Origin of the sequence: Streptomyces puniciscabiei (assembly GCF_006715785.1) — a bacterium.
GTDB lineage: Bacteria > Actinomycetota > Actinomycetes > Streptomycetales > Streptomycetaceae > Streptomyces > Streptomyces puniciscabiei.
On record NZ_VFNX01000001.1, the window covers coordinates 266,367 to 281,838 of the forward strand.

13 protein-coding genes are annotated in these 15,472 nt (G+C 70.8%); 6 read left to right on the forward strand and 7 right to left on the reverse strand.

The features are described 5' to 3' along the window. The first annotated feature begins 54 nt into the window (after positions 1-54). Complete coding sequence (locus tag FB563_RS01105; RefSeq protein WP_055707980.1) at positions 55-819, forward strand: phytanoyl-CoA dioxygenase family protein; 765 nt, start codon at positions 55-57, stop codon at positions 817-819. A gap of 35 nt (positions 820-854) precedes the next feature. Here the strand turns inward: FB563_RS01105 and FB563_RS01110 are convergent, their stop codons facing one another. Beyond that, positions 855-2,603 (reverse strand): glycoside hydrolase family 6 protein, encoded by a 1,749-nt coding sequence (locus tag FB563_RS01110; protein ID WP_055707981.1) that lies wholly within the window; start codon positions 2,601-2,603, stop codon positions 855-857. A 30-nt stretch (positions 2,604-2,633) separates the two neighbouring features. Next, positions 2,634-4,109: a cellulase family glycosylhydrolase gene (locus tag FB563_RS01115; protein WP_142218400.1), complete on the reverse strand. Its 1,476-nt coding sequence runs from the start codon at positions 4,107-4,109 to the stop codon at positions 2,634-2,636. 254 nt (positions 4,110-4,363) lie between these two features. Between FB563_RS01115 and FB563_RS01120 the strand changes: the two genes are divergently transcribed. Next, positions 4,364-7,282, forward strand: coding sequence for a glycoside hydrolase family 48 protein (locus FB563_RS01120; RefSeq protein ID WP_055706241.1), 2,919 nt, complete (start codon positions 4,364-4,366; stop codon positions 7,280-7,282). A gap of 94 nt (positions 7,283-7,376) precedes the next feature. Here FB563_RS01120 and FB563_RS01125 read toward each other — a convergent pair whose 3' ends face one another. From FB563_RS01125 to FB563_RS01135, 3 genes are all read right to left on the reverse strand, one after another. Further along, positions 7,377-8,126: a class I SAM-dependent methyltransferase gene (locus FB563_RS01125; RefSeq protein WP_055706242.1), complete on the reverse strand. Its 750-nt coding sequence runs from the start codon at positions 8,124-8,126 to the stop codon at positions 7,377-7,379. Between the two features lie 5 nt (positions 8,127-8,131). Continuing rightward, positions 8,132-8,440, reverse strand: a complete 309-nt coding sequence (locus tag FB563_RS01130; RefSeq protein ID WP_055706243.1) for a 4a-hydroxytetrahydrobiopterin dehydratase — start codon at positions 8,438-8,440, stop codon at positions 8,132-8,134. A 73-nt stretch (positions 8,441-8,513) separates the two neighbouring features. Next, a complete protein-coding gene (locus FB563_RS01135; RefSeq protein WP_055706244.1) occupies positions 8,514-9,641 on the reverse strand; it encodes an ADP-ribosylglycohydrolase family protein in 1,128 nt (375 codons plus the stop codon). A 29-nt stretch (positions 9,642-9,670) separates the two neighbouring features. On the opposite strand from FB563_RS01135, the gene FB563_RS01140 reads away from it, so the two are divergent. From FB563_RS01140 to narJ, 4 genes are all read left to right on the forward strand, one after another. After that, the gene (locus FB563_RS01140) at positions 9,671-10,498 is read left to right on the forward strand and encodes a helix-turn-helix domain-containing protein (protein WP_055706245.1); all 828 of its coding nucleotides are present in this window, start codon (positions 9,671-9,673) and stop codon (positions 10,496-10,498) included. Between the two features lie 109 nt (positions 10,499-10,607). Beyond that, complete coding sequence (locus tag FB563_RS01145) at positions 10,608-11,471, forward strand: helix-turn-helix domain-containing protein (protein WP_079048769.1); 864 nt, start codon at positions 10,608-10,610, stop codon at positions 11,469-11,471. Between the two features lie 36 nt (positions 11,472-11,507). After that, positions 11,508-12,317 carry an SAM-dependent methyltransferase gene (locus FB563_RS01150; RefSeq protein ID WP_055706247.1) on the forward strand — a complete coding sequence of 270 codons (810 nt, stop codon included), beginning with the start codon at positions 11,508-11,510 and terminating at the stop codon, positions 12,315-12,317. Between the two features lie 204 nt (positions 12,318-12,521). Then, positions 12,522-13,007, forward strand: coding sequence for a nitrate reductase molybdenum cofactor assembly chaperone (gene narJ, locus FB563_RS01155; RefSeq protein WP_142218401.1), 486 nt, complete (start codon positions 12,522-12,524; stop codon positions 13,005-13,007). Positions 13,008-13,018: 11 nt separating this feature from the next. Here narJ and dnaK read toward each other — a convergent pair whose 3' ends face one another. Both dnaK and FB563_RS01165 read right to left on the reverse strand, forming a co-directional pair. Continuing rightward, complete coding sequence (gene dnaK, locus FB563_RS01160) at positions 13,019-14,878, reverse strand: molecular chaperone DnaK (RefSeq protein ID WP_055709927.1); 1,860 nt, start codon at positions 14,876-14,878, stop codon at positions 13,019-13,021. A 139-nt stretch (positions 14,879-15,017) separates the two neighbouring features. Next, the gene (locus FB563_RS01165; RefSeq protein WP_055709926.1) at positions 15,018-15,443 is read right to left on the reverse strand and encodes an OsmC family protein; all 426 of its coding nucleotides are present in this window, start codon (positions 15,441-15,443) and stop codon (positions 15,018-15,020) included. Positions 15,444-15,472 lie beyond the last annotated feature (29 nt).

A 15,472-nucleotide genomic window follows, 5' to 3' on the forward strand; every position in this document is an offset into this window, starting at 1 on the left:
CGGCAAGGAAAATCCGGGTGCGCGCGAGCGGGCGCGGCGCCAGTATGGGGCTTCGTGGACGACGAACCGGTGCAGCGCTTCCTCGACGACGGCTTCGTGAAGATCGACGGCGCGGTCCCGGCCCCTGTCGCCGAGGACTGCGCCAGGCTGCTGTGGCGGGAAACCGGTTACGACCCGGACGACCCGGGCACCTGGAAGGATCCCGTGGTGTGGGTCGGGGACATGGCCCAGGAGCCGTTCGACGCGGCGGTCAACTCCCCTGTGCTGCGCGAGGCGTTCGATCTGCTCGTGGGTGAGGGCCGATGGACTCCGCGCCGTTCGCTGGGCACGTTCCCGCTGCGCTTTCCGCACACCGAGGAGCCTGACGACGCCGGGTGGCACATCGAGGGCAGCTATCTGCCGCAGGGCGAGACCTGGTACTTCGCCAACCTGCGCTCGCGGGACCGCGCGCTGCTGATGCTGTTCCTGTTCAGCGAGGTCACCGAGGCCGACGCCCCGACGCGGATCCGGGTCGGCTCGCACCTGGACGTGCCGCCCCTGCTGGAGCCGTACGGCGAGGCGGGGGCGTCCGTCCTGGAGCTCGGTCCCCGGCTGGACCGGGCCACGGCCCACCGGCCGCTCGCCCACGCCACCGGCCGCCCCGGTGACGTCTTCCTCTGCCACCCGTTCCTGGTGCACGCGGCCCAGCCGCACCACGGCACCCGGCCGCGTTTCATGGCGCAGCCGCCGCTGTATCCGGCGGTGCCCTTGGAGCTGGAGCGGCCGGACGGCACGTACGCGCCGGTGGAGCGCGCGATCCGCCGGGGTCTGCGCCGGTAGGAGCCGACCCCGGCGGAGGTCACCGGGTCACCGGGTCAGGGCAGCGGCGGATACGCGTTCTGCATCAGCTGCTGGAACTGGGCGGAGAACCAGTGCCCGGCCAGCGGCGCGTTCGGCAGCGCACCCGTGGGGTTGTTGCCGTTGCGGGCGTTGCCGCCGTAGGTGGGGTCACACATCCGGTCGAAGCCCTTGCCCTCGTCATTGGCGATGGCGGTGCTGGAGCCGTCGGACTCCCCCGGCGCCTTGGCCCACACATAGGCGTCGATACCGGCGGCCGGCGCCGCGGTCGGCCGTTCGCCGAGGCCCGCGCCGCTCTGGTTGCACCAGTTGCCGACGTGGATGCGCCGGTCGGTGCGGCCGCCGTTGACATAGTCGTCCACGGAGGTCAGCGGGCCGGGACCGGTGGGCCGTGCGGTGCCGCCCCAGCCGTTGCGGGAGGTGTCGATCAGCATGCCGAGGCCGGAGCCGAACCCGGCGGCGATCAGCTTGTCCCGCAGGGCGAGGGCGTACGACTGCTCGTCCACGTACTGGTTCCAGTCCACCCACTTCGACTGGCGCACGGTCGTGCCGTTCACCGTGTCGGTGACCTTGACGTACGGCTCCTTGGTGGCGCTGTAGTTGGCGGTGTTGACGATGAAGCCGGCCACGTCGTTCACGCTCGCGCCGTTCGTCGTCGCGACCTTGTGGAACTCCTGCACCGCCGGGCCGAGGTTGGTGTCCCAGCCGAGCCAGCCGTGGTGACCGGCGTCCACGTAGTTGTACACGTTGGGGATGGCCCCGAGCTTGTCCAGGGCGTAGGAGACGCCCTTCTCGTAGTTGCCGTTGTTCTTCATGGTCACGCAGGCGTCCGTGGTGGAGTTGGTGCCGCCGGCGTTGGTGACCAGGTTGGGCAGGGAGTCGGGCTCGATGACGGTCACGATCCTCAGGGAGGCGTACGCCGGGTCGGAGAGGATCGAGGCGATCGGGTCGATGTACTGCGTCTTGTACCTGTCGATGTCGTCGGGGCCGAGTTCGCCGTTGGAGGCGAGGGCGGCGCAGTCGCGTCCGGGGAGGTCGTAGATGACCAGCTGGACGACCAGGTCGCCGGAGCCCTTCTGCTTCAGGGCCTCGTTCAGGTGGTCGCGCAGGCCCATGCCGCCGTTCACGCCGTTGATCGCGGCGATCCGGTCGAGCCACACGGCGGTGGGCTGGTCGGAGACGCGGCTGCCGCCCGGTTCGGCGGCGGCCTTCGCCGACCACTCGGGGTTCACATAGACCTTGGCCCCCGCGTAGGGGTTGTCGACCCGGCTGCCGGTACTGCCGCCGCCCGTGCCGCCACCGCCGGTACCTCCACCACCGGTACCTCCACCACCGGAGCCGCTGCCGTCGTCGACGTTGCAGGTGACGCCGTCGAGGGTGAAGGTGGCGGGCACGGCGTTGGTGCCGCTGTAGGAGGCGTTGAAGCCGAAGCGGACCGACCCGCCGGTCGCGAGAGTGCCGTTGTAGCCGGCGTTGGTGGCGGTGACATCGGCGCCGCTCTGGCCGACCTGCGCGTTCCAGGCGTCGGTGACCTTCTGGTTGCCCGCGTACGACCACTTCAGCGACCAACTCGACTTGGCAGCCCCGTTGTTGGTGATGGTGACGGCGGCGGTGAAGCCGGTGTCCCACTGGTTCTGCACGGTGTAGGCGACGGTACAGGGGACGGTGGAGGTGGCGGCGCCGGCGGGTGCCGCGAGCAGCGCCGTCCCGGAGGTCCCGGCGACCAGCGCCAGGGCCGCGAGCAGCGAGGTTCTGGTACGACTCATGAGTGCGGGTTCCTTCTTCCGTCGTTGGGCTTACGGGTTCAGGGCGCGCAGGTGGTCGCGCAGCCCGGTGCCGTACGCGGTGGGTGTGCCGTCGTAGGCGGAGATCAGGGACGGGCCCGAGGAGCAGTCCCAGGTGTTCCAGGCCCAGCCCAGATAGGACAGGTTCCGGTCGTCGAACCACTTCATGACCTGGTCGACGAACGCGTGCGAGCAGGTGTTCTCGCCGATCTCACCGGCGATCAGCGGTACCTGGGCAGCGACCGGGGCGAGGGTGGAGTTCCAGCAGCTCTCGGTCGAGCAGGTGTTGAAGTTGTAGACGTGATAGGCGGCGGTCAGATTGCCGGCCGGGTCGGTGGGCTTGTAGGTCAGCCACTGGCTGAGGTCGTTGGAGTACGCCGGCCCGCCGGCCATGATGACGTTCTTGGCTCCGGCGGACCGGATACTGTCGACGAGATCCTGCATACCGGCGACCTCGTACGAGATCCCGGGGCAGGTCCCGCCGTCCCGCCAGCACTTCCAGGCGTCCGTGGTGCTGGAGGTGGCCCGGTCCGGATAGGGCTCGTTGAACAGGTCGAACACCGGTGCCGGGTCGTCCTTGAAGGTGCCGGCCACCGACGCCCAGAACGACGGGCTGTACTGCCTGTCGGGCATCGGCTTCTGGCAGGTGGCGTGGACGTCCGAGCAGCCGGCCGAGTTGCCGGTGTACTGGCCGTAGGACCAGTGCAGGTCCAGGACCGGGGTCAGGCCGTGCGCCTCGACGCGGGCCACCAGGTCCTTGACGGCGGCTATGTAGTTGGCGCCTGCGTACTGGGGCTTGACGTTGGAAAGACCCAGCCAGCACTCCTCGTTGAGCGGTATGCGCACCGCGTCGGCCTTCCAGTCGGCGATCGCCTTGATCGCCGCGTCGTCGACCGGGCCGTCCCAGATGCCGTAGCCCTGGACACACATGAACTCGCCACCGGAGCGGTTGACGCCGAGGAGGCGGTGGTCCTTGCCGGCGGCGTCCACGAGCCTGTTCCCCAAGACGTGCAGGGCGGGGGCGGCGCCGCCGGAGGCCGGGGGCGGCGTGGTCGGGGGCGGAGTCGGCTCGGGGTCCGCATTGCAGGTGGTGCCGTTGAGCCTGAACACCGTGGGCGCGGTGTTGGTCCCCGCCCAGGAGGCGAGGAAACCGGCGGTGACACTCGCGCCGGTGCCGAGGGAACCGTTGTAGCTCTCGTTCCCGGCGCTCACGGTGCCGCCGGACTGCGACCACTGGGCGTTCCAGCCCTGGGTGACCTTCTGGCCGTCGGCGAAGTCGAAGGTGAGCCGCCAACCGCTCAGCGCGGACCAATTGTTGGTGATCCTGACGGAGCCCTGGAAGCCGCCGTCCCACTGGCTGGTGACGGAGTACTCCACCGTGCACGCGGGCGTGGCTCCCTGGGCCGACACCACCGGGACGACCGCGCTCGCCACGAGCGCGACCGCACCGGCGGCGGCTAAAAGTACTGAACGCGGGGGGTGTCGCATGAGCGACTCCTTGCAGTTGGGCGCGCCGTGACGGACGCGTCGACTGACCGGAACCGCTCCCACTGGTGCGAAGGAAGGTAGCGCCAAGTGCCCGGGATGCCCAGGGGAGTTGCTGACTTTTCCGCAACCGCCTCCGTCGAATCTTTTCGACTCTTCAAGCGCCTTGACGGCCCACAGGGACGTCATCACCATGGGAGCGCTCCCACTGGTTCAAGCCTTGACTTCTCCCCCACGCCCCAAGGAGGAACCAGCACATGGATCCCGGACGTAGGAGCAGAGCCGTGCGGCGGCTTTGGACCGCCTTGGCGGCCGCGTTCGCCCTGCCCCTGTCGATGCTCGCCACCGGCACCACGGCCGCGCACGCGGCGTCCGTGCAGTGCAGCGTCGACTACAAGACCAATGACTGGGGTTCCGGCTTCACCGCCGACCTCACGATCACCAACCGCGGCACGGACCCGATCGACGGCTGGACGCTGACCTACACCTACACCGGCAACCAGACGCTGTCGAACGGCTGGAACGGCACCTGGTCCCAGTCCGGCAGGACCGTCACCGTGAAGAACGCCTCGTACAACGGCACCATCGCCGCGGGCGGCGCGGTCTCCACCGGCGCGCAGTTCGGCTACAGCGGGACCAACACGGCTCCCGCCTCCTTCGCCGTCAACGGCACGACCTGCGCCGGCGCCCACCAGCCGCCGGTGACGGTGCTGACCAGCCCGGGCGCGGGGGCGGTGTACACACAGGGCGACGCGGTGCCGCTCGCGGCGACCGCGGCGGCGGCCGACAACGCGACGATCAGCAAGGTGGAGTTCTACGACGACACCACGCTGCTCGGGACGGACACGAGCGCGCCGTACACACTGTCCGCCTCCGATTTGACCGTGGGCAGCCATTCCCTGGTGGCGAAGGCGTACGACAGCCTGGGCGCGTCCGCCGAGTCCACACCGGTGGGCATCACGGTGGCCTCCCGACCCGCGGTCGTGGCCTCGCCCACCCAACTGGGCGTCCAGCAGGGCAAGTCGGGCACGTTCGGTGTCAAGCTGTCGACCCGGCCGAGCGCGAACGTGACCGTGAGCGTGGCCCGTACGGACGGCACCACCGGACTGTCCGTCACCGGCGGCTCCTCGCTGACGTTCACACCGTCGAACTGGAACACGGCGCAGAACGCGACCGTCACGGCGGACTCCTCCGGCACCGGCAGCGCGACCTTCACCGCCTCGGCCACCGGGTACACCAAAGCCACGGTGACGGTGACCGAGCTGGCGGCGGCGAAGGCGTACGACGCCCGCTTCCTGGACCTGTACGGGAAGATCACCAACCCGGCGAACGGCTACTTCTCCCCCCAGGGCATCCCCTACCACTCGGTGGAGACCCTGATCGTCGAGGCCCCGGACTACGGGCACGAGACGACGTCGGAGGCGTACAGCTATCTGCTGTGGCTGCAGGCCATGTACGGCAAGGTCACCGGCGACTGGTCGAAGTTCAACGGCGCGTGGGCCCTGATGGAGAAGTACATGATCCCCACACACGCCGACCAGCCGACGACCTCCTCCTACAACGCCTCCAAGCCCGCGGCCTACGCGCCCGAGGAGGACACCCCGGACCAGTACCCGGCAAAGCTGGACACGTCCGTGTCCGTGGGATCGGATCCGATCGCCGGCGAGCTGAAGAGCACGTACGGCACGGGCGACGTCTACGGCATGCACTGGATCGAGGACGTCGACAACGTCTACGGCTACGGCGACACACCGGGCGGCACCTGCGAGGGCGGCCCGACGGCGAGCGGTCCGTCGTACCTGAACACCTTCCAGCGCGGCCCGCAGGAATCGGTGTGGGAGACGGTCCCGCAGCCGACCTGCGACGCCTTCAAGTACGGGGGCAAGAACGGGTACCTGGACCTGTTCACCGGTGACAACTCCTATGCCAGGCAGTGGAAGTACACCGACGCCCCGGACGCGGACGCCCGCGCCGTGCAGGCGGCGTACTGGGCGGACGTATGGGCGAAGCAGCAGGGCAAGGGCGGTGACGTGTCCGCCACGGTCGCCAAGGCCGCGAAGATGGGCGACTACCTGCGGTATGCGATGTACGACAAGTACTTCAAGAAGATCGGCAACTGTGTGGGGGCCTCGACCTGCCCGGCCGGCACCGGCAAGGACGCCTCGCACTACCTGCTGTCCTGGTACTACGCCTGGGGCGGCGCCACCGACACCGGCGCGGGCTGGGCCTGGCGGATCGGCTCCAGCCATGTCCACGGCGGCTACCAGAACCCGCTCGCCGCGTACGCGCTGAGCAGCTACCCGGACCTGGAGCCCAAGTCGGCCACCGGCGCCTCGGACTGGGGCAGGTCGCTGCAGCGGCAGCTGGAGTTCTACCAGTGGCTGCAGTCGTCCGAGGGCGCGATCGCGGGCGGCGCGACCAACAGCTGGCAGGGCCGTTACGCCACCCCGCCGGCCGGGACGCCGACCTTCTACGGCATGTACTACGACTGGGAGCCCGTCTACCACGACCCGCCGTCCAACCAGTGGTTCGGCTTCCAGGCCTGGTCGATGGAGCGGGTCGCCGAGTACTACCAGCAGACCGGGAACGCCACGGCCAAGGCGGTCCTCGGCAAGTGGGTGAAGTGGGCGCTGTCCCAGACCACGATCAACCCCGACGGCACCTACCGGATCCCCTCGACGCTCCAGTGGTCCGGCCTGCCCGACACCTGGAACCCGTCAAGTCCCGGCTCCAACAGCGGACTTCACGTCACGGTCGCCGACTACACCGACGACGTCGGGGTGGCGGCCGCGTACGCCAAGACGCTGACGTACTACGGCGCCAAGTCCGGTGACGCGACGGCCAGGTCGACCGCGAAGGCGCTGCTGGACGGGATGTGGAACAACCACCAGGACAGCCTGGGCATCGCCGTCCCCGAGACACGCAGCGACTACAGCAGGTTCGGCGACAGCGTGTACGTGCCGAGCGGCTGGAGCGGCACCATGCCGAACGGCGACGCCATCAACTCCTCGGCCACGTTCACCTCGCTGAGGTCCTTCTACAAGAACGACCCGGCCTGGTCGAAGATCGAGGCCTACCTCAAGGGCGGCGCCGCGCCCAGCTTCACCTATCACCGCTTCTGGGCCCAGGCGGACATCGCGCTGGCCATGGGCTCGTACGCGGAGCTTCTGGAGTAGGCGACCGCAACCGCGCCTCTTCTGTCCGGGCTGAACCGCCGGGGGTGTACCGCTGAGGTACGCCCCCGGCACTCCCACGGCGAAGATTTCGCCGTCAGCCCGCCTCCGCCTTCCGGAACGCGCGCACCGCGAACACCGGGTCCGGGCGCGGGCGGTCCTGGTCCGGGAGGCGGGACAGGCGCGCGGCGAACTCCTCGGTGCGCGGCTCGCCGGGTGGCAGCTGGGTGAACCAGCCGCGGCGCAGGTCGGCGATGGTGGTGCGGGGGCTGCGGCCCTGGCCGACGCCCGGGAACACGGCGCTGCCGGCCGGCCGGAGCCCGTGCCGGACGGCGTGCGCGGTGACGGTGGCCGCGGCGTCCCGGGCGGGGTGGCGCGGACGGGAGGCGAGGACGGCGTCGATGTCACTGCCGACGTCGTGCGCCGCGGCCTTGTCGACGGTGGTGACGTAGACCCCGCCGGGCCGCAGCACCCGGGCACACTCGGCGACGATGCGGTGGACGTCCTCGGCGTCCGGCAGCAGGTGCAGCAGCCAGATGCTGGTGACGGCGTGGAAGGTGCCGGTGCGAAACGGCAGCCGGCGGCTGTCGGCCCGTACGATCGCGCCCGGCAGCCGCGCGCCCGCCCTGCGCACCATGGCGGCGGTGAGGTCGGCGCCCGTCACCCGCAGCGCGGGGCGGCCGGCGGCCAGCCGGCGGGTGACGATGCCCGTGCCGCAGGCCACGTCGAGGAGCCGGCCCGGCCCCTCGGGGATCAGGCCGAGCACCGCCTCGGTGGCCGCCGCGGCGCGGGCCTCGCCGCCACGGGAGGCGTCATAGGCGCCGGCTTCCTTGTCGTAGTCGAGCACGCCCCTCAGTGTGCGTGGTGACCTGGGGCGATGTCCTCCACCCTGCGGGCGAGCGCGAAGTCGTTCGCGGTGAGTGCGCCGCCCGCGCTGTGTGTGTGGACGCTGAGGGACACGGTGTTGTAGCCGAGGGTGAGGTCGGAGTGGTGGTCCAGTTCGTCCTGGACGGCGGCGATGTGCATGACCAGCGCCGCCGCCGCGACGTGCGAGCCGAGGCGGTAGGAGCGGGTGAGCCGGCCGGTGTCGTCGACCGACCAGCCGGGCAGCTCGGCGAGCCGGTCCTCGATCTCCTTCTGCGACAGCGGTTCGACGGCCATGGCCTCGGTCCTTCCCGATGATGCGGCACGGACTCCCAGCGTGCCACAGCCGTACCGGCTCGGCTCCGGTCGATCACGCCGGCCCGAAGAGCCACCCGCGGACCCGCACCGCGCCGAGGTCGTCGGCGAGCACGGCGATCCTGGCCCGGCCCTCCACCCGCTGGACCCACTCGTGCGGCAGGGCATGGTCGCCGTACTGCGCGCCGAGGAGGTTTCCGCAGATGGCGCCGGTGGAGTCGCTGTCGCCGGAGTGGTTGACCGCCATCAGCAGCTTGGTCTCGACGCGGCCCGGATACAGCGCGCAGAAGACGGCTATGGCCAGCGCCTCCTCGGCCACCCAGCCCGCGCCGAGCCGCTCGACACGCTCCGGCGGCGCCACCGAGACGTCCCCGGCCTCGGTGACGGCGCGCTCCAGGACCTCGGTCGTCTCCTCGTGGCCCGGGTAGCGGGCCAGCAGCCGCATCGCACGCAGGACCGCGCCCTCCATGGAGTCCCCGGCGACGAGATTGGCGACGATCGCGGCCAGCGTGCCGGCCGCGTAGTAGCCGGTGGGGTGGCCGTGGGTGATCTGGGCGGCGCGGGCCGCCATCTGGAAGGCTACGTGGTCGTACTCGGCGATGAGGCCGAAGGGGGCCGAGCGCATCACCGCGCCGCAGCCCTTGGAGGCGGGGTTGACCTCGCCCGGCCGGCCCTCGAGAGGCAGCCACCGGTCGGGGGTGTACCGCCGGGCGACGCCGGACAGGCAGGCGTTGCCGGGGGCGCGGCGGGCGTACAGCCACGGCTCGGTGACCAGGCCGCCCGCAGGGCCGGCCAGCAGCGGCGCGGTTACCGGTCCGGGCTGGGACTGGGTGTGCAGCCAGCGTTCGTACGCCTGGAGCATCATCTCGGGCCAACGGTCGGAGATGTCCCCCATTCTTCCGCGGTCGTGGCGTTCCCCCTTCCTCTCGAAGGAGTGGGCCTCGACGAGGGCCTCGGCCGTGAAGAGCGTCATCTGCGTGTCGTCACTGATCAGGCCCACCTCGCCGTGCGGCCCGGGCACCAGGTCGGTCACCCCGTGGGGGCCGTGGGCGGCGCGGATCCGGTCGATGGCGTCGAACTCGACGGGATAGCCCAGCGCATCGCCGATCGCCCCGCCCAGCAGGCAGCCGCGCACCCTGGCGCGGTACTGCGCCGCGCCGTCCCTGTCCCACGGCCCGTTCATACACGCACTCCTCGACTACGGTCGTATCCATGACCATTGTCGCGACCGGTAAAGCCACTTACTCCGCCACCCCGTCCGACAAGGGCGTCGGCCCGCTGCTGCGCGCCTGGCGGGAGCGGCGCCGGATCTCCCAGCTGGAGCTGGCGCTGCGCGCCGACTCCTCGGCCCGGCACATCAGCTTCATCGAGACCGGCCGGTCCCGGCCGAGCGAGGAGATGGTGCTGCGGCTCGCCGAACATCTGGACGTGCCGGTGCGCGAGCGCAACGCGCTGCTGCTGGCGGCCGGTTACGCCCCGCACTATCCGGAGACCCCGCTGGACGACCCGGCGCTGAACGCGCTGCGCGACGGCATGGAACGCCTCATCCAGGGCTACGAGCCCTACCCGGCCCTGGTGGTCGACGCCTGCTACACGGTCGTGGCCGCGAACCGGGGCATCATGATGCTGCTGGACGGCGTGCCGGAGTCACTGCTCGCGGCACCGAACGCGATGCGGCTGACCCTGCATCCGGAGGGTCTGGCACCGCGCATCCGCAATCTGCGTGAGTGGCGCGGGCACCTGCTCGCGCAGATGGAGCGGCAGATCGCCCTGCAGCGCTCGGACCAACTGCGCGCCCTGTACGAGGAGGTGGCCGCCTACCCGGTGCCGGAGGACGCGCCGGGTGCCGAACCCGCCGAACCGGTCCCGTACTTCGCGCTCCCCATGGTCATCGAACACGACGGCCGGGTCCTGTCGTTCGTGTCGTCCATCTCCACGTTCAACACGCCGATGGACGTCACGGTCGCCGAACTCGCCATCGAGACGTTCCTGCCGGCGGACCCGGCGACGGTCAAGTACCTGCACACGCTGGTCGGTTGACCGCTGCCGGGGGGATCGTTCCCCGCCACCGGATCCCCTCGGACCGGTGTGCGAGAGGGGATCACATGGCAGACTGCGCGGGTACTTCGGCGCGTGGGGAGGGCGTGGCGTGAGTGAGCGGCGGGCTGCGCCCACCGTGGGACAGGTGGTGCTCGGTAAACGGTTGCAGGAACTGCGCGAGGCGTCGGGCCTGAGCCGGGAGGAGGCCGCCCGGGTCCTCAGGGTGGCGTCGGCGACCGTACGGCGGATGGAGATGGCCGAGGTCGCGCTGAAGATCCCGTACGTGCAGGTGCTGCTGGACACCTACGGGGTGGCCGAGGAGGAGGCGGCCGCGTTCGTGCGGCTGGCCGAGGAGGCGAACCAGCCGGGCTGGTGGCAGCGGTTCCACGACGTCCTCCCGGACTGGTTCAGTCTGTACGTCAGCCTGGAGGGCGCGGCCCGGATCATCCGCTCCTACGAACCGCACTTCGTCCCCGGTCTGCTGCAGACCGAGGACTACGCGCGGGCGGTGCTGGAGGCCGGGACGATCGGGCAGACCTCGCCCGAGACCGTGGAGCGGCATGTGTCGCTGCGTATGGAACGGCAGCGGCTGCTGGAGCGGCACGACCCGCCCCACCTGTGGGTGATCATGGACGAGACGGTGCTGCGGCGCCCGGTGAGCATGCGCGGCGAGGTGATGCGCGACCAGCTGGACAAGCTGCTGGAGTACGCCGAGCGGGACCGGGTCACGCTGCAGCTCGCCGAGTTCGCGGCGGGCCCGCATCCAGGGACGTACGCGCCCTTCACGCTGTTCCGGTTCGCCGAGCCGGAGCTGCCGGACATGGTGTTCACCGAGTACCTGACCGGCGCCCTCTACCTGGACTCCCGCCGCGAGGTGGCCGCGCATCTGGAGGTGCTGGACCACATGACGGCCCGCGCCGCGTCGGCCCAGCGCACCCGGACCCTGCTGCGGGAGTTCCGCGAGACCCTGTGACGCCACGCCGGACCGATTCCTGGGGGAAACCACCGTATGACCGCACGCGATGCCACGCCGACGCCGCTCGACACCGGCCGTCCGCACCCCGCCCGGGTGTACGACTGGTGGCTGGGCGGCAAGGACAACTACCCGGTGGACGAGGAGCTGGCGCGGAAGATCCTCGCCGTGGACGGCACGGTGCTGCGCGGGGCGCGGGCCAACCGCCGCTTCATGCACCGGGCCGTCCGTACGGCGGCCGAGGCCGGGGTACGGCAGTTCCTCGACATCGGCACCGGCATCCCGACCGAACCCAACCTGCACCAGGTCGCGCAGGGCGTGGCCCCGGAGTCCAGGGTGGTGTACGTCGACAACGACCCGATCGTGCTGCGGCACGCGGAGGCGCTGCTGCAGGGTTCCGCCGAGGGCGGCACGGACTATGTGCACGCCGATGTCCGCGATCCCGGCACCATCCTGGGCCTGGCGCGCGAGTCCCTCGACTTCGGCCGCCCGGTCTCACTGTCGCTGGTCGCCCTCACCCACTACCTGGGTGACCAGGAGGACGATGTGTTCGGGCTGGTCAAGCGGTACGTCGACGAGCTCGCGCCGGGCAGTTTCCTGATCCTCTCGCAGGTCACCCAGGACCTCGGTCCGGAAGGTGTGGCCAAAGCGGCCGAGCTGTTCCGCAGGAGCGGCACGCCGTTCCACCCCCGCACGCTGCCCGAGTTCTCCCGCTTCTTCGACGGCCTGGAACTGCTCGGTCCCGGCGTCATCCCGGTGTACGGCTGGCGTCCCGAACCGGTGGACGTGGCGGCCCAGGCGGAGGGCGTCGTGCCGGTGTACGCGGGGGTGGCGGTCAAGCGCTGACCCGCGCACGCCGCGCCGCCGGTCCGGGACGGCCCGTACGGGTGGCCGGGCGGCGCGCGGAGGGTGGAGGGTGACCATCCGGCCGGATGACCCGTACGGGTCCGTGGACGGGTGCGCTCCCCTGCTCGCCCCTAGGTTGCTGACCACGGGGTGGCTGCGCCGACGGCGGACCTCTGCCGACCCGGCCGATGCGAAGGAGCCCTGATGCCCTCGGACGCGGTGCTGTACCAGGCGGCGGCGCTCTGCCTGACCTACCCGGACGACGACCTCATCGCCCGGCTGCCGCTGCTGCGCGAGGCCGCCCCGCAGCTGCGGGCGTTCACCGACCATGCCGCCCTCACCCCGGCGCGGGAGCTGGCCACGCACTATGTGCGGGTCTTCGAGGCCGGGAACCGGCACAGCCTGTACCTGAACCGGTGGCACGACGGGGACGCCCGGCGGCGCGGAGTGTCCCTGGAGGGCCTCAAGAAGGTGTACCGCGAGCACGGACTGGAGTTCAGCGGCGAGGAGCTGCCGGACTTCCTGCCGGCGGTGCTGGAGTTCACCGCGCGGACGGGCGACACCAGCCTGCTGACCGAACACCGCGACGGCTTGGAGCGGCTGCGCACCCGGCTGACCGTCTACGGCACACCGTATGCGGCCGTCCTGGACGCCGTATGCGCCACACTGCCGACCGCATACAAGCCGTAGCCGGGCAGGCGTCAGGCGGCTCCGCCCTTGCTGCCGGGTTCGTCGTCCACGATCTCCGCGTCGACCACCCCCTCCTCGTCGGCCGTGCGCTCGCCCTCCTGCGCGCCCCGGCCGCCCGAGGAGGCGGCCGCGTACATGGCCTGTCCCATCCTCTGGCTGACGGTGGCGAGTTTCTCCACGCCGGTGCGCAGGGCGGTGGTGTCGGCGTTCCGTTCCAGCAGGGTCTTCAGCTCCGCCGCGGCCGACTCGACCTCGCCGCGTGTGTCGGCGGGCACCCGATCGTGGTTGTCGCGCAAGAACTTCTCGGTCTGGTAGACGAGTTGCTCGGCCTGGTTGCGCATCTCGGCGGCCTCGCGGCGCCGCCGGTCCTCCTCGGCGTACTGCTCGGCCTCCCGCATCATGCGGTCGATGTCCTCCTTGGGCAGCGCCGAGCCGCCGGTCACCGTCATCTTCTGCTCGCGTCCCGTCGCCAGGTCCTTCGCCGAGACGTGCATGATCCCGTTGGCGTCGATGTCGAAGGCGACCTCGATCTGCGGGACGCCGCGCGGGGCGGGCGGCAGCCCGGTGAGGTCGAAGACGCCGAGCTTCTTGTTGTAGGCGGCGATCTCGCGTTCGCCCTGGTAGACCTGGATGCCGACCGAGGGCTGGTTGTCGGTGGCGGTGGTGAAGATCTCCGAACGGCGGGTCGGGATCGTGGTGTTGCGCTCGATCAGCCTGGTCATGATGCCGCCCTTGGTCTCGATGCCCAGGGACAGCGGGGTGACGTCCAGGAGGAGGACGTCCTTGACGTCGCCGCGCAGGACGCCGGCCTGGAGCGCGGCGCCGACGGCGACCACCTCGTCGGGGTTGACGCCCTTGTGCGGGTCCTTGCCGGTGAGCTCGCGCACGAGATCGGTGACGGCGGGCATCCGGGTGGAGCCGCCGACGAGGATGACGTGGTCGATCGCGGACAGCTGGATCCCGGCGTCCTGGACGGCCTGGTGGAAGGGCTTCTTGCAGCGGTCGAGCAAGTCGGCGGTCAGCTCCTGGAACTGAGCGCGCGTCAGTTTCTCCTCCAGGTGCAGCGGGCCCTCGGCGGAGGCGGTGATGTAGGGCAGGTTGATGGTCGTCTCCGAGGAGGAGGACAGTTCGATCTTGGCCTTCTCGGCGGCCTCCCGCAGCCGCTGCACCGCCATCTTGTCGGCGCCGAGGTCGATGCCGTGACCGCCCTTGAACCGCTTCACCAGGTACTCGACGATCCGCTGGTCCCAGTCGTCGCCGCCGAGCCGGGTGTCGCCGTTCGTGGCCTTCACCTCGATGACGCCGTCGCCGATCTCCAGCAGGGACACGTCGAAGGTGCCGCCGCCGAGGTCGAAGACCAGGACCGTCTGTTCGTCGCCCCGGTCCAGGCCGTAGGCGAGGGCGGCGGCGGTCGGCTCGTTGATGATCCGGAGCACCTTCAGGCCCGCGATCTCGCCGGCCTCCTTGGTGGCCTGCCGCTGGCTGTCGTCGAAGTACGCCGGTACGGTGATCACCGCGTCCGTGACGTCCTCGCCGAGGTAGGCCTCCGCGTCCCGCTTCAGTTTCTGCAGCACCCGCGCGGAAAGCTCCTGCGCGCGAAAGCGGGTGCCGTCGACGGAGCCCTGCTCCGGAAAACGCCAGGAAGCGTCTCCCATGTGCCGTTTCACCGAGCGGGCGGTGCGCTCCACGTTGGTCACGGCCTGCCGTTTGGCGACCTCGCCGACCAGCACCTCCCCGTTCTTCGCGAACGCCACCACGGACGGCGTGGTCCGGGCGCCCTCCGCGTTGGTGACGACGGTGGGCTCGCCGCCCTCCAGGACGGCCACCACCGAGTTCGTCGTCCCGAGATCGATCCCGACCGCACGTGCCATGGTCCGTCCCCTTCCGCCCGGGCGACTGCCGCACTCCCAGCACAGGACGTGCCCGCGACGCTGTCAATGCCCGGGTTCCCGGGAACGGCGATGCCGCGCCCCCGGACCGGGACGCGGCATCGAGGCGCCGTACGAGCCGTTAGGCCAGCTCGGCCGTCAGGGTGATGGTGGTACCGGCAAGGGCCTGGCTGACCGGGCAGTTCTTCTTGGCGTCCTCGGCGGCCGAGGCGAAGCCCTCCGCGTCCAGGCCCGGCACCTCGCCGCGCACGGTGAGGTGGATGCCGGTGATGCCCTCGCCCGGCTGGAAGGTCACGTCGGCCTTGGTCTGCAGCCGGGTGGGCGGGGTGCCGGCGCCGGTCAGGCCGTGCGAGAGGGCCATGGAGAAGCAGCTGGAGTGGGCGGCGGCGATCAGCTCCTCGGGGCTGGTCTTGCCGTTCGCCTGCTCGGCGCGCGACGGCCACGACACCGGCTGCTCGCCGATGCCGGAGGAGTCGAACGTGACGACGCCGTGCCCCTGGAGCAGGTTGCCTTCCCAGACGGTGTGCGCGGTGCGCGTGGTGGCCACGATGGTTCCTTTCGCGTCGGGTCCCGTCA